Source organism: Chitinophaga pinensis (genome assembly GCF_007896845.1).
GTDB lineage: Bacteria > Bacteroidota > Bacteroidia > Chitinophagales > Chitinophagaceae > Chitinophaga > Chitinophaga pinensis_C.
Window position 1 is genome coordinate 211,269 of record NZ_VOHS01000005.1, and the last position, 17,297, is coordinate 228,565.

Consider the following 17,297-nt stretch of genomic DNA (forward strand, 5'->3'; position numbering starts at 1 on the left):
GTTCTTTATAATCTCGAAATCAGGTACTAATATAGGTGCTTACACTGCCTTCCTTCCGCATCACATGCCTGTCGGGCATCGTATTCCACAGATAATGGGCAAAATAAGCATAAAACTGTTATTGATTTGTTATACTTACTTTAACTCGCCCGCCGGCCCGGTCACCAGTGAGTTTTCCCATTTAGAAACAACTGCAGTAGCCATTGCATTACCAATCACATTGGTTGCGGAACGGCCCATGTCCAACAGGTGATCTACCCCGAGTAGCAGCAATAAGCCTGCTTCCGGAATGTTAAACATGGACAGGGTACCGGCGATTACTACGAGAGAAGCTCTCGGTACACCTGCAATCCCCTTACTGGTGATCATGAGTACAAGCAACATAGAAATCTGTTGTTCAATGCCCAGATGCATACTGTATGCCTGTGCTATAAAGAGGCTGGCAAACGTCATGTACATCATAGAACCATCCAGATTAAAAGAATAACCCAATGGCAATACGAAACTAACGATACGTTTATCACAACCAAACTTTTCCAGTTCTTCCATGGTACGCGGATAGGCTGCTTCGCTGCTGGCAGTACTGAAAGCCAGTAATAACGGATCTTTTACCAGACCGAGTAAAGTGAATACCCTGGATCCAAGTACGACAAACCCGGCGCATGCCAATACGATCCATAAAGCGGCTAGCCCTACGTAGAACTGACCGATGAATTTTCCATAGGTCAGCAGAATGCCTAATCCCTTTTGTGAAATGATCGCTGCCATAGCGCCAAATACGGCGAATGGAGCAAAGTTCATTACATAGCCGGTTACTTTCAGCATGATGTGCGCTACGCTGTCCATGAATTTCACAACGATATCGCCTGCAGTACCGATAGCGGCAGTGGCTACACCAAAGAATAGTGCAAACACGACTATCTGGAGAATTTCGTTGTGTGCCATCGCGTTAATCACGCTATCAGGGAATACGTGCTGGAAAAATCCTTTCAGGGTCATGCTGGATGCAGCTACACCACTGCTGGCATGTGTATCAGGTAAAGGCAGGTTCAGGGAGTGACCTGGTTGCATGATGTTTACCAGAATCAGTCCGAGAAACAGGGAAATGAAAGTAGCCGAAATAAACCATAACATGGTTTTACCACCTATACGTCCCACCGCTTTAATATCGCCTAATTTAGCCACACCCACTACCAGAGTGGAAAAGACGAGCGGAGCGATGATCATTTTTACCAGTCGTAAAAATATATCAGTAAGAATCGAAATATTATCTGCGAATTTCAGAATTGTGGTCTCTCCGGTCTTGCCTCTTCCTGTATTCAATCCTGTGATATACCCGGACAATCCTCCATGGATGCCATTGTCAGTTATTGTCTCCTGAGCGCCACCACCGTATATTTCGGTGTAGTTCACGTTCACAATGTATCCTGTGAGGATACCCAATACCATGGCTATGAATATAAATAAGGTAAGCCGGTTGGATCTCTTCATTCCTTGCCTTTTAATTACAATTAATATTTATGCTAAATGCTAAAATTCCCCAAAAATAAGGTTAGTACTGTAAAGTTGTAAGCTCATTTGTAAAATAAAAGCTGAGGGTTTGCTTTTTGATATTTATATTTGGCGATCTGTAATAAAACGAAACAACAAAACTAAACCACTTAAACGTCAACCACAATATCTCAATTAGTATGGGCAAACTTTTTGTAAAAAAGCCAATCTCCCTGTTATTAGCTGAAGCGTCCGAATCTGAGAAAGGTCTCAAACGTACATTAGGTGCAGGATCACTTATAGCTTTGGGTATAGGCGCTATCATCGGTGCCGGGCTTTTTGTAAGAACAGCGGCTGCTGCGGGACAACATGCAGGTCCGGCTGTTACTATCTCTTTCATTATCGCTGCTATTGGTTGTGCCCTGGCAGGTCTTTGTTACGCTGAGTTTGCCTCAATGATCCCTATCGCCGGTAGTGCTTACACTTACTCTTACGCTACAATGGGTGAATTTATTGCATGGATCATTGGATGGGATCTTGTGCTGGAATATGCGCTTGGTGCTGCTACCGTGGCTATTGGCTGGTCGCAGTATCTCAACAAATTGCTTGAAAAGGTATTCGGACCCGGGTTTGCGATACCCTACGAGTGGTCTCACAGTCCTTTCGAAATTTCCGATGCAGGCGTTCACGGTATTATGAACGTACCTGCGGTATTTATATTATTAATCCTGTCTCTGTTACTGATCCGTGGTATCGAGGGTTCTGCGATTGTTAATAACATCATCGTTATTACCAAAGTAGCTATCGTAATCCTGCTGATCATATTGGGATGGCAGTTTATCAACCCGGCTAACCACACGCCATTTACTATTCCTGCTGATGCTGGTTCCGTAACTATGCACAACGGTAAAGTGGTGAATTATGCAGACTTCTGGTTCCATGGGATACCAGGGGTATTGAGAGGTGCTGGTGTTGTATTCTTTGCATTCATTGGTTTTGATGCAGTTTCGACTGCTGCACAGGAAACAAAGAATCCTAAAAGAAATATGCCTGTAGGTATCCTTGCTTCACTGGCTATCTGTACTATACTTTACATCCTTTTCTCTTATGTACTGACTGGTATCGCTCCTTATCAGGACTTCCTGAAACAGGGTGGTGAAGCTTCCGTAGCTTATGCAATTGATACTTATATGCCAGGTTATCAGTGGTTATCCACATTTGTAACGGTGGCTATCCTCGCTGGTTTCTCTTCCGTGATCCTGGTGATGCTGTTAGGTCAGACAAGAGTATTCTACTCCATGTCTAATGACGGTCTGGTACCAAAAGTATTCTCCAATCTGCATCCTAAATTCCGTACTCCATACAGATCTCAGCTGTTGTTCTTTGTTTTCGTATCCCTGTTTGCTGCATTCGTTCCGGACAGCGTTGTGGGTGATATGACGAGCATCGGTACCCTGTTTGCATTTGTACTGGTTTGTCTGGGTGTGATCGTGATGAGAAAGACCAATCCTGATTTACCACGTGCATTCAAAACTCCTGCAGTACCATTTATTCCGATACTGGGTGCAATCTTCTGTCTGACTATGATTGTCAGTCTGGGTATTGAGAACTGGGCACGTCTTATCGTATGGCTGCTGATCGGTTTCGCTATCTATTTTGGTTATAGCGTGAAGAACAGTAAGGCCAGAAAAATGGGTCAGAAATAAAATTATTCTCACAATACAGATAACAAGGTCGGAAAATCAGGCTGCAAAGGCATATGATTTTCCGGCCTTGTTGTTTTAAGAGAGCGGAAGAAGCTTATTATTACTATAAAAGTGACTATTTTTGCGTCTCGATTTTCTTAATAATTAATTATACCCACTATGGGAAGAATATTTGAAGTAAGAAAGGCCACCATGTTTGCCAGATGGGACAGGATGGCCAAACAATTTACCAGGATAGGCAAGGATATAGCGATTGCAGTAAAAGGAGGAGGTCCTGATCCTGAAAATAACCCCGCACTCCGCCGTTGTATAGCGAACGCCAAAGGTGTAAACATGCCTAAAGACCGTGTAGAAGCGGCTATTAAAAGGGCGATGGGTAAGGATAAGACAGACTATGAAGAAGTTGTATATGAAGGATATGCGCCGCATGGTGTAGCTGTAATGGTAGAAACTGCGACCGACAATACTACCCGTACAGTTGCGAACGTGCGCATGCATTTCAATAAAGAAGGCGGTACGCTTGGTAACAGTGGCTCCGTAGGTTTCATATTTAACCGTACCGGTGTATTCAAGATCAAAAATGAAGGCCAGAACCTGGAAGACCTGGAGCTGGAACTGATCGATGCTGGTCTGGAAGAAATCGGTGAGGACAGCGAAGGTAATATCGTGCTGCATACACCATTTACTGAGTTTGGTAATATGTCCAAGGCACTGGAAGAAAGAAATATCATTCCTATCAGTGCGGAGTTGCAACGTATTCCTACTACTACTGTTGAACTGAACGAAGAACAGGCAAAAGAAGTACTGACACTGATCGATCGTCTGGAACAGGACGATGACGTACAGCAGGTTTTCCACAACCTCCGTTAATACTCCTTGTAAGGATAATAAAAAGAAAGGCCTCGTCTTGTGACGAGGCCTTTCTTTTTATTTATAATCAGTTGATGAGTCGCAGGTTTGCAGGTTGATCAGAGCACGCGGCATACTTCGCTTTCAATGACAAGACGTAGTCCCTTGCCATGTATAGTTTCTAATTTGATGGTATTATCCAGTTTGAAATGCTTCCGGATACGGGTCAGATATACATCCATGCTGCGGCCGGTAAAGAAATCATCGTTCCCCCATACGCTCAGTAAGATACCTTCCCGTTTCAGGCGTTTATTAGGATTATCACAAAGGAATTTCAGTAATTCAGCTTCCTTGGGGGGCAAATTGATGGTCTGGCTGGTTGGAGGATGATATATCTTGAATTCGCTATAGTTGAAGATCAGCATTCCGAGTTTAAATATAATCTGCTTGTCATTTTGCAGCAGACGGCTTCTTTTCATGAATACATCCATACGGCAAAGTAACTCTTCCATATTGAAAGGCTTTACCAGATAATCATCTCCACCACATTCAAAACCGTTCAGTTTATCCTGTTCCATATATCTTGAGGTAGTGAAAATAATAGGTATGTTCTCATTTCTATCCCTGATCTCTCTGGCAAGGGCGAATCCATCCATTCCCGGCATGACAACATCTAACAGACAAATATCAAATGGGCGTTCCTGGAAAGTGTTCCACCCCTCTTCTCCGTCAGAGCAATGTACTACAAGATAGCCGGCTTTTTCAAGATGGCTTTTGATGACTTTGGCGAAAAAATGATCGTCTTCTACTAACAGAACTCCTGCTTTCATAAATGGGATTTGGGTTGATGGTTAATTTAGAAGTCATTTCCTGACAAAATAGTGTTACAAAATGACGAATTATTAACTCTTAACGTGGACTAAATGTTTATCCAATTTAGCTTTATTCTTTCAAATTTTGGCGACACGATGTACTGTATATCCATTCATTTCGTTCATTCGCAACCTAACGAAAAATAAGCATGTCTAATATATTAATTATCACTAAAAATAGGAAATAACATTTGGTTAATCTTATCAGGAAGTATAGGACAGCTTGCTATGTTAAATAATTATTCAATTATTTTATAATACATTTATCATAAAAGGAATTTATAATATTTGCTGCACACATTAACATCTTCTTAAACCTACAACCTACACAACAAATTAAAAACGCAAGGCATTTGCCTTGCGTTTTCTTATAATCAGTGATTATTCTTCTATCATTTCCATTACTACCCTGATCACGTCTTCCACATTCGGTTTGGAAAAGTAATCTCCATCTGAACCATATGCAGGTCTGTGTGCCTGTGCACTCAGTGTCCTTGGTGCAACATCCAGCCATTTATAGCCACCCTGCAGTTCCATTACCTGCTGGAACATATAAGCTGTACCTCCCCCCGGAACGTCTTCATCAACAAAGAGAATACGGTTGGTCTTCTTCAGAGATTCCACGATCTGATGGTTGATATCAAATGGCAATAAGGTCTGCACATCTACCAGTTCGCAGGAAATACCGAATTTCTCCAAAGACCGGATGGCTTCTTCAATAACACGCAGTGTAGAACCATATGATACGATGGTAATATCTGTACCCTCGTGTATAACTTCAGGTACACCCAATGGCACTGTAAAAGTATCCAGATTCAATGGCAGTTTTTCCTTCAGCCTGTATCCATTCAAAGATTCGATCACCAGTGCAGGTTCGTTAGCCGCAAGGAGCGTATTGTACATACCGGCGGCCTGTCCCATATTACGAGGCACACATACATTCATACCTCTCAGTGAACCAAGGATCATACTCATCGGAGAACCTGAATGCCAGATGCCTTCCAGACGGTGACCTCTCGTACGAACGATGATAGGACAGTACTGGATACCCTTTGTACGGTATTGGAGACTGGCCACATCATCACTGAGTGGTTGCAGGCCGTAGATCAGATAATCCAGATATTGTATTTCTGCGATAGGACGTAATCCACGGAGTGCCATACCAATACCCTGTCCCATAATAGTCAGCTCACGGATACCGGTATCGAAGATGCGTTCCTTACCATGCTTTTGCTGTAAACCAGCAAATCCCTGGTTCACATCACCGATCTTACCTACGTCTTCTCCAAAAGCGAATACTTTCGGATTGTTTCCGATCAGCTGATCGAAGTATTTATTCAGTACTTCAAAGCCATTTATCGGAAGCGCACTGTTGTCATATTCCGCTGGCACTACCGGAACATTCTGCACAGAGTTTACGCCTTCAGCATATAACAGGGAGTTATAGTTATTCTTTTCGCTCGCCAGCAGATTCTCGTAATACTGCTTCAGTGCATCCATGGCAGGCGCTTTTACACGTCTGTGTGCGAACAGAATGGTAGCAGCGGTTTTCAGCACATCGCGTCTCAGTGGCTCACGATTTGCTCTCAGCTCCTTCAATAATTCACTTACCAGATCACTGTTTACATCAGGTAATCCAACTACGGCTTCACCATAGCTCAACATCTGCTGTACCTGCTGACGGATAGGTGTAATATATTTTTCCCATGCATTTTTGCGTGCATTCTGCGCTACTGTTTTTGCTTCTGCTTCAACTGCCAGCAGGGTAGCTTCATCCGACAGGGCATTTTCCAGAATCCACTGTCTCATCTGGTGATTACAGTCGAATTCTTTTTCCCACGACAGCCGTTCTTTGCTCTTATAACGCTCATGAGATCCACTGGTGGAGTGTCCCTGTGGTTGCGTCATTTCTTCAACATGGAATAATGCAGGTATGTGTGTCTCTCTCATCTTCCGGATACCGGCTTCAAAGGTTTCACACAGGGCTGCATAATCCCAGCCTTTCACTGTATAAATATCAAAACCGTTAGAATCTTCCGTTTTACGGAATCCTTCCAGTGCGGCGCTGATTGAATCTTTAGTAGTCTGGTATTTACGCGGCACAGATATACCATACCCATCGTCCCATACAAATACAGCCAATGGTACCTGTAATACCCCGGCGGCATTCATAGTTTCCCAGAAATGTCCTTCTGAAGTAGATGCGTCGCCGATAGTAGCAAAGCAGATCTCATTACCGTTGTTGGACAGTTTTGAGAACTCTTTCAATACTTCCACATCCCTGAATAACTTGGATGCAAAGGCAAGTCCCAGCGCACGTGGCATCTGTGCGGCAGTGGGCGACATATCTGTTGCGGTGTTCTTGATACTGGTCAGGTCCAGCCAATTACCATCCTTTGCAAGATTAGGTGTAGCAAAATGGGAATTCATCTGGCGTCCTCCTGAAAATGGCTCATTCGCCAGATCAGGGTCGGCATACATCTGTGAAAAGAATTGTTCTGGCGTAGCAATACCTGTAGCAAAGGCAAAAGTCTGGTCACGGTAATAACCCGAGCGAAAATCACCAGGCTGGAAATATTTGGCCATGGCAATCTGTGCCACTTCCTTTCCATCTCCGAAAATACCGAACTTGGCCTTACCGGTAAGTACTTCCTTACGGGCCAGCAGACTAACTTCCCTGCTTTCGCAGGCCAGGCGATAATCATTCAGTACTTCTTTCCGAAATTCATCGAATGATAACCGGCTTTCCATATTCATAGTCAGTTCATTGTTTTCTATCATGCCTCTTTGTTAAAGTACAAAAGTAAGGTTAATTATAGTTAATTATACAGTTGCAAAAGGTCTGAAAATGTAATGCGTAAAATAATTGGATTTTTTTTAATAAGATTTTAATAAATTCTTAGGTTCGACATTAAATTTGGCTGTAAATTTGTTAGTAAGTAAACGATGATCTTTTTTTTAACCAATCGTTTTAAAACCACATTATACATGAAAAAATTTATCTTATCCCTATTTGCGAGCATGCTGTTAACAACAGCTCTCTGGGCGCAGACACAGACCGGAAACCCTGTTGATGCAAAAGTAAAATTCAAACAGGAAACTATCGATTTCGGTAAAACCAAACTGAACAAGCCAGTTTCTGTTGATTTTGAATTCACAAACACTACCAAGGAACCAGTACTGATCGAAACTGCACGTGCCAGTTGCGGTTGTACCACTCCTACCTGGACTAAAGAGCCAATCCTGCCAGGTAAAAAAGGTAAAGTAACTGCCAGCTACAGTGCTAACAGCGTTGGCCAGCAGAACAAAACTGTTTGGGTAAGGTTGAAAGGTGTTGATCAGGACAAAGAACTTCACCTGACAGGTACAGTTGAAAACTAATACTACAACCACCTTATAAAACGTAAAAAACGCCTTACAGTGACTCTGTAAGGCGTTTTTTTATGCCAGATAAACAGCTATCTCCACGTCTATCATTCTTAGCCGCAGATCGCCCCATAACCACTACCTTTGTATACTCAAAATCAAAACAATTTATGCCTACCATTAGTAAGAGAGGGGAGCAAATGCCACCTTCTCCTATCAGGAAGCTGGTTCCTTACGCAGAAGCAGCCAAGAAAAACGGAACCCGGGTTTATCACCTCAATATCGGCCAGCCGGATATTGAAACACCAAAACCAGTACTGGATGCAGTACGTCATTCAGACTTCAAAGTACTTGAATACAGTCACAGTGCAGGTAACGAAAGTTATCGCCGGAAACTGGTGACTTATTATGATAGGTTCGGTATCAAGCTGAACCATCAGCAGATCATCGTTACAACAGGTGGTTCCGAAGCGATCCTGTTCGCCTTTATGGCGTGCCTTGATGCCGGAGACGAAGTACTCGTTCCTGAACCTTTCTACGCGAACTATAACGGTTTCGCAATCGAGGCAGGCGTACATGTACGCACCATCACCGCAAATATCGAAACTGGCTTTGCCCTTCCGGCAATGGAAGCATTTGAGAAAGCGATCACTCCCCGCACAAAAGCGATCATGATCTGCAACCCAAACAACCCAACCGGCTATTTATATAGTAAAGAAGAACTTTCCGTATTAAAGGAACTGTGTCTTCGTCATAACCTCTACCTCTTCTCTGATGAGGCATACCGTGAGTTTTGCTATACCGGTGAGCATTTTTCTGCCATGAACCTTGAAGGTCTGGAAGAAAATGTAATCCTGATGGATACCATCTCTAAACGTTATAGCGCTTGCGGAGGCAGAATCGGTGCGCTGGTAACAAAAAACCAGACTGTACTGGATGCTGTGATGAAATTTGCTCAGGCTCGTCTGAGCCCTCCTTCTTTCGCACAGATAGCGGGCGAAGCTGCAATTGACCTTCCTTTGGACTATTTCGACGAGATTAAGGCAGAATACCTGAGCCGTCGTGATGTGCTGGTTAGTATGCTGAATGATATTCCCGGCGTTTTCTGTCCTAATCCGGGAGGAGCATTTTATGCTATTGCCAGACTGCCAATTGACAATTCAGATAAGTTCTGTCAATGGTTACTGGAGTCTTTCTCTTACGAGCAACAAACAGTGATGCTCTCCCCTGCGACCGGTTTCTATGCCACTCAGGGACTGGGAACGGACGAAGTACGTCTTGCTTATGTACTCAATACTGACGATATCAGAAAAGCGATGATTTGTCTTGCAAAAGCACTTGAAGTGTATCCGGGTCGTACAGCCATAAAAGAAACAATACTCGCCGGTCAGCAATAAAAACACATTATTTTAAATTCTATATAATAGATATTTTCTGTTTTAGATTAAAAAAGGGCCAAAAAGGCCCTTTTTTTACATTATGAAAAATTCTATGTAAATGTATTTCTAACGAAATGCAAATTTTATCGCATAAAATGTTTTTTACTTCAATATTCTTTGTATATTTGAAGTGCGAAAGGCAAGCAAACAGGTGAGACAGTAATGAGGGGAAAGAATAGAGAAACACTTGTTTAGCATAAATTTAACCTTAATAATTTCGATAAGCGTTTTAGATTGTGGAACTTCGATCAATAATTCTGAAAAAGCAGAATTAATAACACGGAAGTATGATTTATCAGATTTCTGTAAAAAAGTTAGATAGAAACTAAAACGTTTTAGCAAAATACCGTATTTTTGTATCAGTTTTTCATAACGTGGAATTTATAAAGGCAAACGGCTCCGATCACGGAGCCGTATTTTTTTGTCCTATACTGAAAAAGATAGTTGATAATCAGTCTTTTATAAAAAACCTCCCTTATACCGAATACACCTACCGACAAATTATAGCTAATAAAAAAGAGGCGGCCTGCAATCAGGACCGCCTCTTTTATTTTTATCTTCAGCAGATTTACATGTTCGCTTTGATCATATTAAAGAAGTCGTCGAATAAATAACGGCTATCATGAGGACCAGGAGTTGATTCCGGATGGTACTGTACGGAAAATGCCGGTTTATTCTTGATACGGATACCTTCTATAGAAGAATCATTCAGATTCACGTGTGTTACTTCTACTGTTTCACTTGCAGCGATCGCTTTCGGATCTACAGCAAAACCGTGGTTTTGGGTAGTGATCTCACAACGACCAGTTGCCAGGTTCTTTACCGGGTGATTCAGACCGCGGTGACCATGGTGCATTTTATATGTTGGGATATCATTTGCCAGTGCCAGCAACTGATGTCCAAGGCAGATACCGAACATCGGTTTATTTGCGTTCAGGATCTTCTTAACCGTGTCAACTGCATATTTCAAAGGAGCCGGGTCACCAGGTCCGTTAGAGATGAAATATGCGTTTGGCTTAAATTTCTCACACTCTTCAAATGGAGTATCTGTCGGGAATACCTGCAGATAAGCACCTTTCTCAGAGAGGCATTTCAGCATATTACGCTTTACACCATTATCCAGCACTGCAATACGGATTTCAGCGTCCGGATTACCTACATTATAAGCTTCTTTGGTAGATACTTCTGCACACAGCGCCAGTCCTTCCATAGAAGGCACCTGTTGCAATTTCGCTTTCAGCTGCTCTACATCCAGGATCTCAGAAGAAATAATACAGTTCATCGCACCTTTGCTGCGGATATGAGCAACCAGCGCTCTGGTGTCTACATCGTGGATCGCAACCAGGTTATTGTCTGACAGGAATTTCTCCAGAGAACCGTCAGCCATCTGACGGGAGTAATTGTAAGCGATATTTTTACATATCAATCCACTGATCTTCACATCGTCACTTTCTACGTCGTCTTTCTTAACGCCGTAGTTACCTACGTAACAATTATTCATGATCAGTACCTGGCCTTTGTATGAAGGATCCGTAAATACTTCCTGGTATCCTGTCATTCCAGTGTTAAAACACAATTCACCGGCGGCGGTGCCTATTTTACCAAAAGCTTTTCCGTAAAATACCGTTCCGTCATCTAATAACAGTACGGCCGGCTGGATCGATCTAGTCTGAGGCATGCTTATTTTTTCGTTTTAAAAAATCGTGCAAAGTTATTGAATAAATGGTTAACAATTAAGAATTCCGCCCAATAATTGTTAATCTTTCCACTCAATTATTTGACATCAATTGATTTTATAATACGATGTGCGGTTGCCAATGCTACAGTATCGTCCTCCCGGTACCTGATTACAACCTCCCAGCGATGTTGACCATTCACCATCAACAGGTTAGAAAAAGCAAGGCGGATTCCATTCTTATATATAAAACTTCCCTCCTGTAATAAAGCCGACATACCATTTTGTGTCAGCGTATCAGTTTTATATTGCAGGTCAGAGATTTCCTGATTCTTTTTCATTTCTGTAGCGGCTGCCGCTCCTGCTACTTCCAGATCGTTAGATACATTCGGGCGATAGCTATACATGTTCACTTCTACCTGCATCCCCTCTTCTACCCTGTTCCGGTAGCTCTTGGCATATTCTACGAACTGGGCTATCTCCGGAGCCAGTGGCCTGTCATTTACTCCCAGATGCATGGGAGTGCTGATCTCGATAGTCTGACGACCTATTTTGACTGTCTCCCAGGAAGAATATAACCATGCTTTATTGATTTTCGGATAGATCAGGTTAAATACGACCTTCTTTCCAATATATCCGCCAGCTACAGCTGCCAGTCCGATAACAAGAATAATAGTGATAATAACGCCACGTCTGCCGGCCCAGGCCAGGTAACGTTGCTGTAATAAGCCAAGATGGTTGGTTCTCGCTTTTTTAGGCTTTATACCGGTTTCCTGTTGGAATTGCTCAAAGCTGCCATCCGGATGTTTTAATTTCCAGTCAGCATAATTAGCAGGCAGTTTTTTGCCACATTCGGCGCAAAAGGTGAGAAATTCTGATTTTAATTCATTGTAGTGCCCGCAACTTTTACATTTCAGGTAAGTCATAAGATATAGAGTAGTTTTTAAACGGATCTTCCCGTGGTTTTCATTTCCAGCCACGATATTACAAAAAAATATAATTAATCTATATCCGCTTTTATAGATCGAAGTAAAGCCGCAAAAAAAAATCCCGGAGTAAACTCCGGGACTTTCTTTATGAATTGAAGCGAATGCTAAATGATTATTCAGCTGCTTTTTCTTCAGTAGAAGTAGTGCCTTCTTCAGTAGCTTTTTTCTTGCTACCACCAGCACGACGTGTTTTCTTAGCTGGAGCTGCTTCAGCTTCAACTTTACTACCGTAGATTTCGTTAAAGTCTACCAGTTCAATCAGCGCAGTTTCCGCGTTGTCACCAACACGTTTGCCTAATTTGATGATACGAGTGTAACCACCTGGACGGTTAGCGATTTTCTCGCTGATAGCACCGAACAGTTCTTTGATTGCCTCTTTATCCTGCAGGTAGCTGAACACAATTCTACGGTTGTGGGTAGAATCATTCTTTGCTCTTGTCAGCAGTGGCTCAACATATACACGCAGCGCCTTAGCTTTCGCCAGGGTGGTAGTGATACGTTTGTGCTTAATCAGTTCCATAGCCAGGTTAGATAACAGGGCTTGACGGTGAGCAGAAGTTCTGCTGAGGCGGTTTAATTTTACTCCGTGACGCATGACGCTTTGTTTTTAAGATTCCCCTGTACCGTGTCAGGAATTACAGGGTACTTATGTTCTAATTGATTTCGACTATTCTTCGTCTAATTTCAGTTTGGACAGATCCATACCGAAATGTAAACCTCTTTCGTTCAGTACCTGTTCGATTTCGCTGAGGGATTTCTGACCAAAGTTTCTGAACTTCATCAGTTCTTCCTGCTCGTACTGTACCAGTTCGCTCAGAGAGTTGATCTTAGCTGCTTTCAGACAGTTGAAGGCACGAACGCTCAGATCCAGATCTTCCAGCGGCGTTTTCAGGATCTTACGCAGCTGCAGTGTCTGTTCGTCAACCACATCTTCCTTCTCAGTGTCTTTAGTATCGAAGCTGATGTTTTCATCGGTGATGATCATCAGGTGCTGAATCAATATACGGGAGGCTTGTTTTACAGCTTCTTCCGGGTGGATAGTACCATCAGTGATCACTTCCATGATCAGTTTCTCATAGTCAGTCTTTTGTTCCACACGGGTGTTCTCGATGCTATACTTTACGTTTTTGATTGGCGTAAAGATAGAGTCGATCGCGATATAACCGAAAACGGCATCTTTAGGTTTATTCTCTTCAGCTGGCACATAACCACGGCCTTTACCGATAGTTAATTCGATATCCAGCTTTGCAGATGGATCCAGCGTACAGATAAGCAATTCAGGATTCATGATCTGGAAAGCACTGGTTGCTTTTTCGATCATGTCAGCGCGGAACTCAGTTTTACCTTTAATGGAGATCTGAATTTTCTCGTTGTTAACTTCGTTCTCAACGATACGTTTGAAACGCACCTGTTTCAGATTCAGGATGATTTCAGTTACGTCTTCAGTGATTCCTTTTAAAGTTGCAAACTCGTGATCAGCACCTTCAATCTTTATTCCCACAATGGCATAACCCTCCAGAGATGACAGGAGCACACGACGCAGCGCATTACCCACAGTCACACCGTAACCCGGTTCTAACGGCCGGAATTCGAATTGAGCTTCAAAGTCAGTTGACTTCTGCAAAACGATCTTATCAGGCTTTTGGAAATTCAGAATTGCCATTGATATGTTAAGTTTAATTGTTTATGTAAAACTGGCTTTAGCCATTAACATGCAGCCTTTAGCAACCTGCGTACATTAAATACGCTGGCAACTAATGACCCATGCTTAACGGCTAAAGACATATTATTATTTAGAGTACAATTCTACTATCAGCTGCTCCTTAATGTTCTCAGGAACGCTCTCTCTCTCAGGATATGCAATGAAAGTACCTTTCAGTTCTTTTTCATTCCAATCCAGCCAGCTGAATTTAGGATTTTTACCGCGGATATTACTTGTAATAGCGGTGTTGGTTGCTGCAGATGCTTTCAGACCGATGATATCGCCTGGTTTCAGCTGGTAAGAAGGAACGTTCATTACCTGGCCGTTAACAGTGATATGTTTGTGAGAAACCAACTGACGTGCAGCAGGACGGGAAGGAGCGATACCGAGACGGAATACTGCATTATCCAGACGTGCTTCCAGCAATTTGATCAATACTTCACCGGTAACACCTTTACGACGGTTAGCTTCAACGAACAGGTTAGCGAACTGGCGCTCCAGTACACCATAAGTGTATTTCGCTTTCTGTTTTTCACGCAGCTGCAGTGCGTATTCGCCCAGCTGTTTACGTTTACGGCTTACACCGTGCTGACCCGGCGGGTTACTGTTCTTGCCTAAATATTTACCGTTTCCTAAAATCGGTTCTCCAAAAATTCTGGAGATCTTGGTCTTTGGTCCTGTATACCTTGCCATTTTCTTTAATAGATTTTTTAGTTCCGGTATATGATCTTTAAAAAATCTTAAACCTGATCATATACCCATTATTTAATAAAACTCTCAAGCGGAAATTCGAAAGCAGCAGACCGAAAATATCCCAGTCCTTCCACTTTCGAAATACCACAGAATATCTTGAATCCTATACCCTTCTCTTCTTAGGAGGACGGCAACCGTTGTGAGGTAAAGGAGTTACGTCTTTGATCATGTTAACCTCGATACCGGAGTTAGCGATCGCACGGATTGCGCTTTCACGACCAGCACCTGGGCCTTTTACAAAAACATCAGCTCTTTTCAGACCTGCTTCCATTGCTGTTTTTGCAGCGTCAGAAGCAGCCAGCTGAGCTGCATATGGAGTGTTCTTTTTAGAACCTTTGAAGCCCATCTTACCTGCAGTAGACCAGGAGATAACCTGACCCTGTTTGTTGGTAATGCTGATGATGATGTTGTTGAAGCTAGCAGAGATGTGAACATCACCGTAGTTATCAACTTTAACTACTCTCTTTTTGTTAGCAGCAGTTTTTGTATTTTGTGCTTTTGCCATAATTGTATAAAATTCCAGGTTCCAGGTTCCAGATTCCTCTTGCCATATATACGACTACTGGAAACCGGAACTTGTTATTTGTATTATCAAGTTTATTTCTTAGGCGCTTTCTTCTTACCTGCAACCGTTTTACGTTTACCTTTACGGGTACGGCTATTGGTACGGGTACGCTGACCTCTCAGTGGTAAGCCCTTTCTGTGACGAAGACCACGATAGCAAGCTATATCCAACAGACGTTTAATGTTCATCTGCACTTCAGAACGCAGCTGACCTTCTACTTTAAACTCACCGTTGATAATGTTACGGATTGCAGCCTGCTCATCATCGTTCCAGTCTTTAACTTTCTTGTTGAAGTCTATACCAGATTTCTCCAGAATATATTGAGCGGTAGAACGACCAATACCAAAGATGTAGGTCAGGCCAATTTCTCCTCTTTTATTTTTAGGAAGATCGATACCGGCTATACGTGCCATATTTGTAGTTTAATTTACTTTGTTACTTTATTAAATAGATTATCCCTGACGTTGCTTAAAACGGGGATTCTTTTTGTTGATCACCAACAATTTACCCTTCCTGCGCACGATTTTACAATCTGCGCTTCTTTTTTTTATGGAAGCTCTTACCCTCATAAGTTATAAATTATAAGTCTGTATTGTTATTTATATCTGAATATGATTCTGCCTCTGCTCAAATCGTATGGACTCATCTCAACCCCTACTTTGTCACCAGGCAGGATGCGGATATAGTGCATTCTCATCTTACCGGAAATGGTCGCCAAAATCTCATGCCCGTTCTCTAACTTTACTCTGAACATAGCGTTAGACAAGGCTTCTAGTATTATTCCATCCTGTTTAATGAGTGCCTGTTTTGCCATAAAAATTTTTAGGACTGCAAAGATAGTGAAATCTTAAGAAAAAGAAAAATTAATGAATTAAACGCGAACAATTATTGTGGATAATTTTTTCTATTCACGGTTAATCATTGATAATCAGTGACTTGAACTAAGAGCAGGGTTGTTCTTTTCTGCCCTTTCGATACCTTCAAATGAAGAAAGTATGTCCGGTTTGCCTTTCATTACGGCCACGTTGTGTTCAAAATGTACAGAAGGCTTTTCGTCCCGTGTGATTACGGTCCAGCCATCTTCCATATATTCCACCTCTTTTACGCCCAGGTTGATCATTGGTTCAATTGCTATCACCAGACCTTCCTTCATGATAGGACCGCTGCCTCGTTTACCGTAGTTTGGGACCTGAGGATCTTCGTGGAGGTTCTTTCCCAGTCCATGTCCTACCAGCTCACGAACAACGCCGTAACCGCGCTGTTTTTCGGTATAATCCTGAATAGCGTGTGCGATGTCACCAATACGGTTACCCGCCACCGCTTTTTCTATACCTTTATACAATGCTGCCTTAGTTGCTTTCATCAGTTCCAGCACTTCCGGCTTCACATTACCGATAGCGAAAGTATATGCACTATCGCCATGATATCCGTTCAGTAATACCCCAACATCAACGCTGACGATATCACCGTCCTGTAATACATAAGAATTCGGAATACCGTGTACCACCTCTGCATTCACAGAGATGCAACAGCTCTTTGGAAATCCTTTGTAATTTTTAAATGAAGGAACGGCGCCGTTAGCAACGATGAAATTCTCCACAATTGCATCAATCTCAAGGGTAGACATACCCGGTTTCAGATGCTTAGCCACTTCTTCCAACGTAGCACTCACAAGCAATGCGCTTTTACGCATCAGCTCAATTTCTTCTTTAGTTTTATAATGCACCATACTAAAAAACGGGTTCGGAAAGTTCAGTTTCGAAAGTGCGTTTGCACATCGTGTCAATAATGATCGTAACCACATAAAAGACGGGGCCTGCACTTGCCAGTAATTCTCAAAGCTCTTTACTTAAAAGATGAAGCCACGCAAGCATAAAACCCGCAGCGGAG

At 42.5% G+C, this 17,297-nt stretch carries 17 protein-coding genes; 4 read left to right on the forward strand and 13 right to left on the reverse strand.

The window, feature by feature from the left end; genetic code table 11:
* Positions 1 to 135: 135 nt before the first annotated feature.
* A complete protein-coding gene (locus FEF09_RS07280; protein WP_146304502.1) occupies positions 136 to 1,491 on the reverse strand; it encodes a dicarboxylate/amino acid:cation symporter in 1,356 nt (451 codons plus the stop codon).
* A gap of 200 nt (positions 1,492 to 1,691) precedes the next feature.
* On the opposite strand from FEF09_RS07280, the gene FEF09_RS07285 reads away from it, so the two are divergent.
* Both FEF09_RS07285 and FEF09_RS07290 read left to right on the forward strand, forming a co-directional pair.
* Entirely contained in the window at positions 1,692 to 3,197 is a 1,506-nt protein-coding gene (locus FEF09_RS07285; RefSeq protein ID WP_146304503.1) for an amino acid permease, read from the forward strand.
* Positions 3,198 to 3,356: 159 nt separating this feature from the next.
* Complete coding sequence (locus tag FEF09_RS07290; RefSeq protein WP_012789322.1) at positions 3,357 to 4,067, forward strand: YebC/PmpR family DNA-binding transcriptional regulator; 711 nt, start codon at positions 3,357 to 3,359, stop codon at positions 4,065 to 4,067.
* Between the two features lie 98 nt (positions 4,068 to 4,165).
* On the opposite strand, the gene FEF09_RS07295 is transcribed toward FEF09_RS07290, so the two are convergent.
* Together FEF09_RS07295 and FEF09_RS07300 are read right to left on the reverse strand one after the other, a co-directional pair.
* Positions 4,166 to 4,876 (reverse strand): response regulator transcription factor, encoded by a 711-nt coding sequence (locus FEF09_RS07295; RefSeq protein ID WP_146304504.1) that lies wholly within the window; start codon positions 4,874 to 4,876, stop codon positions 4,166 to 4,168.
* A 423-nt stretch (positions 4,877 to 5,299) separates the two neighbouring features.
* Positions 5,300 to 7,699 carry a thiamine pyrophosphate-dependent enzyme gene (locus FEF09_RS07300; RefSeq protein WP_146304505.1) on the reverse strand — a complete coding sequence of 800 codons (2,400 nt, stop codon included), beginning with the start codon at positions 7,697 to 7,699 and terminating at the stop codon, positions 5,300 to 5,302.
* 207 nt (positions 7,700 to 7,906) lie between these two features.
* On the opposite strand from FEF09_RS07300, the gene FEF09_RS07305 reads away from it, so the two are divergent.
* Both FEF09_RS07305 and FEF09_RS07310 read left to right on the forward strand, forming a co-directional pair.
* The gene (locus FEF09_RS07305) at positions 7,907 to 8,299 is read left to right on the forward strand and encodes a DUF1573 domain-containing protein (RefSeq protein WP_012789319.1); all 393 of its coding nucleotides are present in this window, start codon (positions 7,907 to 7,909) and stop codon (positions 8,297 to 8,299) included.
* Between the two features lie 155 nt (positions 8,300 to 8,454).
* Positions 8,455 to 9,681 (forward strand): pyridoxal phosphate-dependent aminotransferase, encoded by a 1,227-nt coding sequence (locus FEF09_RS07310; RefSeq protein ID WP_146304506.1) that lies wholly within the window; start codon positions 8,455 to 8,457, stop codon positions 9,679 to 9,681.
* 610 nt (positions 9,682 to 10,291) lie between these two features.
* On the opposite strand, the gene carA is transcribed toward FEF09_RS07310, so the two are convergent.
* From carA to map, 10 genes are all read right to left on the reverse strand, one after another.
* Positions 10,292 to 11,401 carry a glutamine-hydrolyzing carbamoyl-phosphate synthase small subunit gene (gene carA, locus FEF09_RS07315; protein WP_146304507.1) on the reverse strand — a complete coding sequence of 370 codons (1,110 nt, stop codon included), beginning with the start codon at positions 11,399 to 11,401 and terminating at the stop codon, positions 10,292 to 10,294.
* A 95-nt stretch (positions 11,402 to 11,496) separates the two neighbouring features.
* Complete coding sequence (locus FEF09_RS07320; RefSeq protein ID WP_146304508.1) at positions 11,497 to 12,324, reverse strand: hypothetical protein; 828 nt, start codon at positions 12,322 to 12,324, stop codon at positions 11,497 to 11,499.
* Positions 12,325 to 12,499: 175 nt separating this feature from the next.
* Positions 12,500 to 12,982: a 50S ribosomal protein L17 gene (rplQ, locus tag FEF09_RS07325; protein WP_146304509.1), complete on the reverse strand. Its 483-nt coding sequence runs from the start codon at positions 12,980 to 12,982 to the stop codon at positions 12,500 to 12,502.
* Between the two features lie 72 nt (positions 12,983 to 13,054).
* Positions 13,055 to 14,050 carry a DNA-directed RNA polymerase subunit alpha gene (locus FEF09_RS07330; RefSeq protein WP_012789314.1) on the reverse strand — a complete coding sequence of 332 codons (996 nt, stop codon included), beginning with the start codon at positions 14,048 to 14,050 and terminating at the stop codon, positions 13,055 to 13,057.
* Between the two features lie 126 nt (positions 14,051 to 14,176).
* The gene (gene rpsD / locus FEF09_RS07335) at positions 14,177 to 14,782 is read right to left on the reverse strand and encodes a 30S ribosomal protein S4 (RefSeq protein ID WP_146304510.1); all 606 of its coding nucleotides are present in this window, start codon (positions 14,780 to 14,782) and stop codon (positions 14,177 to 14,179) included.
* 163 nt (positions 14,783 to 14,945) lie between these two features.
* Complete coding sequence (gene rpsK / locus FEF09_RS07340; protein WP_012789312.1) at positions 14,946 to 15,347, reverse strand: 30S ribosomal protein S11; 402 nt, start codon at positions 15,345 to 15,347, stop codon at positions 14,946 to 14,948.
* Between the two features lie 92 nt (positions 15,348 to 15,439).
* Positions 15,440 to 15,820: a 30S ribosomal protein S13 gene (rpsM, locus tag FEF09_RS07345; protein WP_146304511.1), complete on the reverse strand. Its 381-nt coding sequence runs from the start codon at positions 15,818 to 15,820 to the stop codon at positions 15,440 to 15,442.
* Between the two features lie 39 nt (positions 15,821 to 15,859).
* Positions 15,860 to 15,976 (reverse strand): 50S ribosomal protein L36, encoded by a 117-nt coding sequence (rpmJ, locus tag FEF09_RS07350; RefSeq protein ID WP_012789310.1) that lies wholly within the window; start codon positions 15,974 to 15,976, stop codon positions 15,860 to 15,862.
* Positions 15,977 to 16,002: 26 nt separating this feature from the next.
* Positions 16,003 to 16,221 (reverse strand): translation initiation factor IF-1, encoded by a 219-nt coding sequence (gene infA, locus FEF09_RS07355; RefSeq protein ID WP_012789309.1) that lies wholly within the window; start codon positions 16,219 to 16,221, stop codon positions 16,003 to 16,005.
* Positions 16,222 to 16,335: 114 nt separating this feature from the next.
* Positions 16,336 to 17,136, reverse strand: coding sequence for a type I methionyl aminopeptidase (gene map / locus FEF09_RS07360; protein ID WP_012789308.1), 801 nt, complete (start codon positions 17,134 to 17,136; stop codon positions 16,336 to 16,338).
* Positions 17,137 to 17,297 lie beyond the last annotated feature (161 nt).

Coding starts and splice junctions, on each gene's coding strand:
- rpsD (WP_146304510.1), bottom strand. CDS start 14,782: ATGGCAAGGTATACAGGACCAAAGACCAAGATCTCCAGAATTTTTGGA.
- FEF09_RS07290 (WP_012789322.1), top strand. CDS start 3,357: ATGGGAAGAATATTTGAAGTAAGAAAGGCCACCATGTTTGCCAGATGG.
- FEF09_RS07320 (WP_146304508.1), bottom strand. CDS start 12,324: ATGACTTACCTGAAATGTAAAAGTTGCGGGCACTACAATGAATTAAAA.
- FEF09_RS07285 (WP_146304503.1), top strand. CDS start 1,692: ATGGGCAAACTTTTTGTAAAAAAGCCAATCTCCCTGTTATTAGCTGAA.
- rpsK (WP_012789312.1), bottom strand. CDS start 15,347: ATGGCAAAAGCACAAAATACAAAAACTGCTGCTAACAAAAAGAGAGTA.
- rpmJ (WP_012789310.1), bottom strand. CDS start 15,976: ATGAGGGTAAGAGCTTCCATAAAAAAAAGAAGCGCAGATTGTAAAATC.
- FEF09_RS07305 (WP_012789319.1), top strand. CDS start 7,907: ATGAAAAAATTTATCTTATCCCTATTTGCGAGCATGCTGTTAACAACA.
- FEF09_RS07300 (WP_146304505.1), bottom strand. CDS start 7,699: ATGATAGAAAACAATGAACTGACTATGAATATGGAAAGCCGGTTATCA.
- FEF09_RS07310 (WP_146304506.1), top strand. CDS start 8,455: ATGCCTACCATTAGTAAGAGAGGGGAGCAAATGCCACCTTCTCCTATC.
- map (WP_012789308.1), bottom strand. CDS start 17,136: ATGGTGCATTATAAAACTAAAGAAGAAATTGAGCTGATGCGTAAAAGC.
- rpsM (WP_146304511.1), bottom strand. CDS start 15,820: ATGGCACGTATAGCCGGTATCGATCTTCCTAAAAATAAAAGAGGAGAA.
- FEF09_RS07330 (WP_012789314.1), bottom strand. CDS start 14,050: ATGGCAATTCTGAATTTCCAAAAGCCTGATAAGATCGTTTTGCAGAAG.
- carA (WP_146304507.1), bottom strand. CDS start 11,401: ATGCCTCAGACTAGATCGATCCAGCCGGCCGTACTGTTATTAGATGAC.
- rplQ (WP_146304509.1), bottom strand. CDS start 12,982: ATGCGTCACGGAGTAAAATTAAACCGCCTCAGCAGAACTTCTGCTCAC.
- FEF09_RS07280 (WP_146304502.1), bottom strand. CDS start 1,491: ATGAAGAGATCCAACCGGCTTACCTTATTTATATTCATAGCCATGGTA.
- FEF09_RS07295 (WP_146304504.1), bottom strand. CDS start 4,876: ATGAAAGCAGGAGTTCTGTTAGTAGAAGACGATCATTTTTTCGCCAAA.
- infA (WP_012789309.1), bottom strand. CDS start 16,221: ATGGCAAAACAGGCACTCATTAAACAGGATGGAATAATACTAGAAGCC.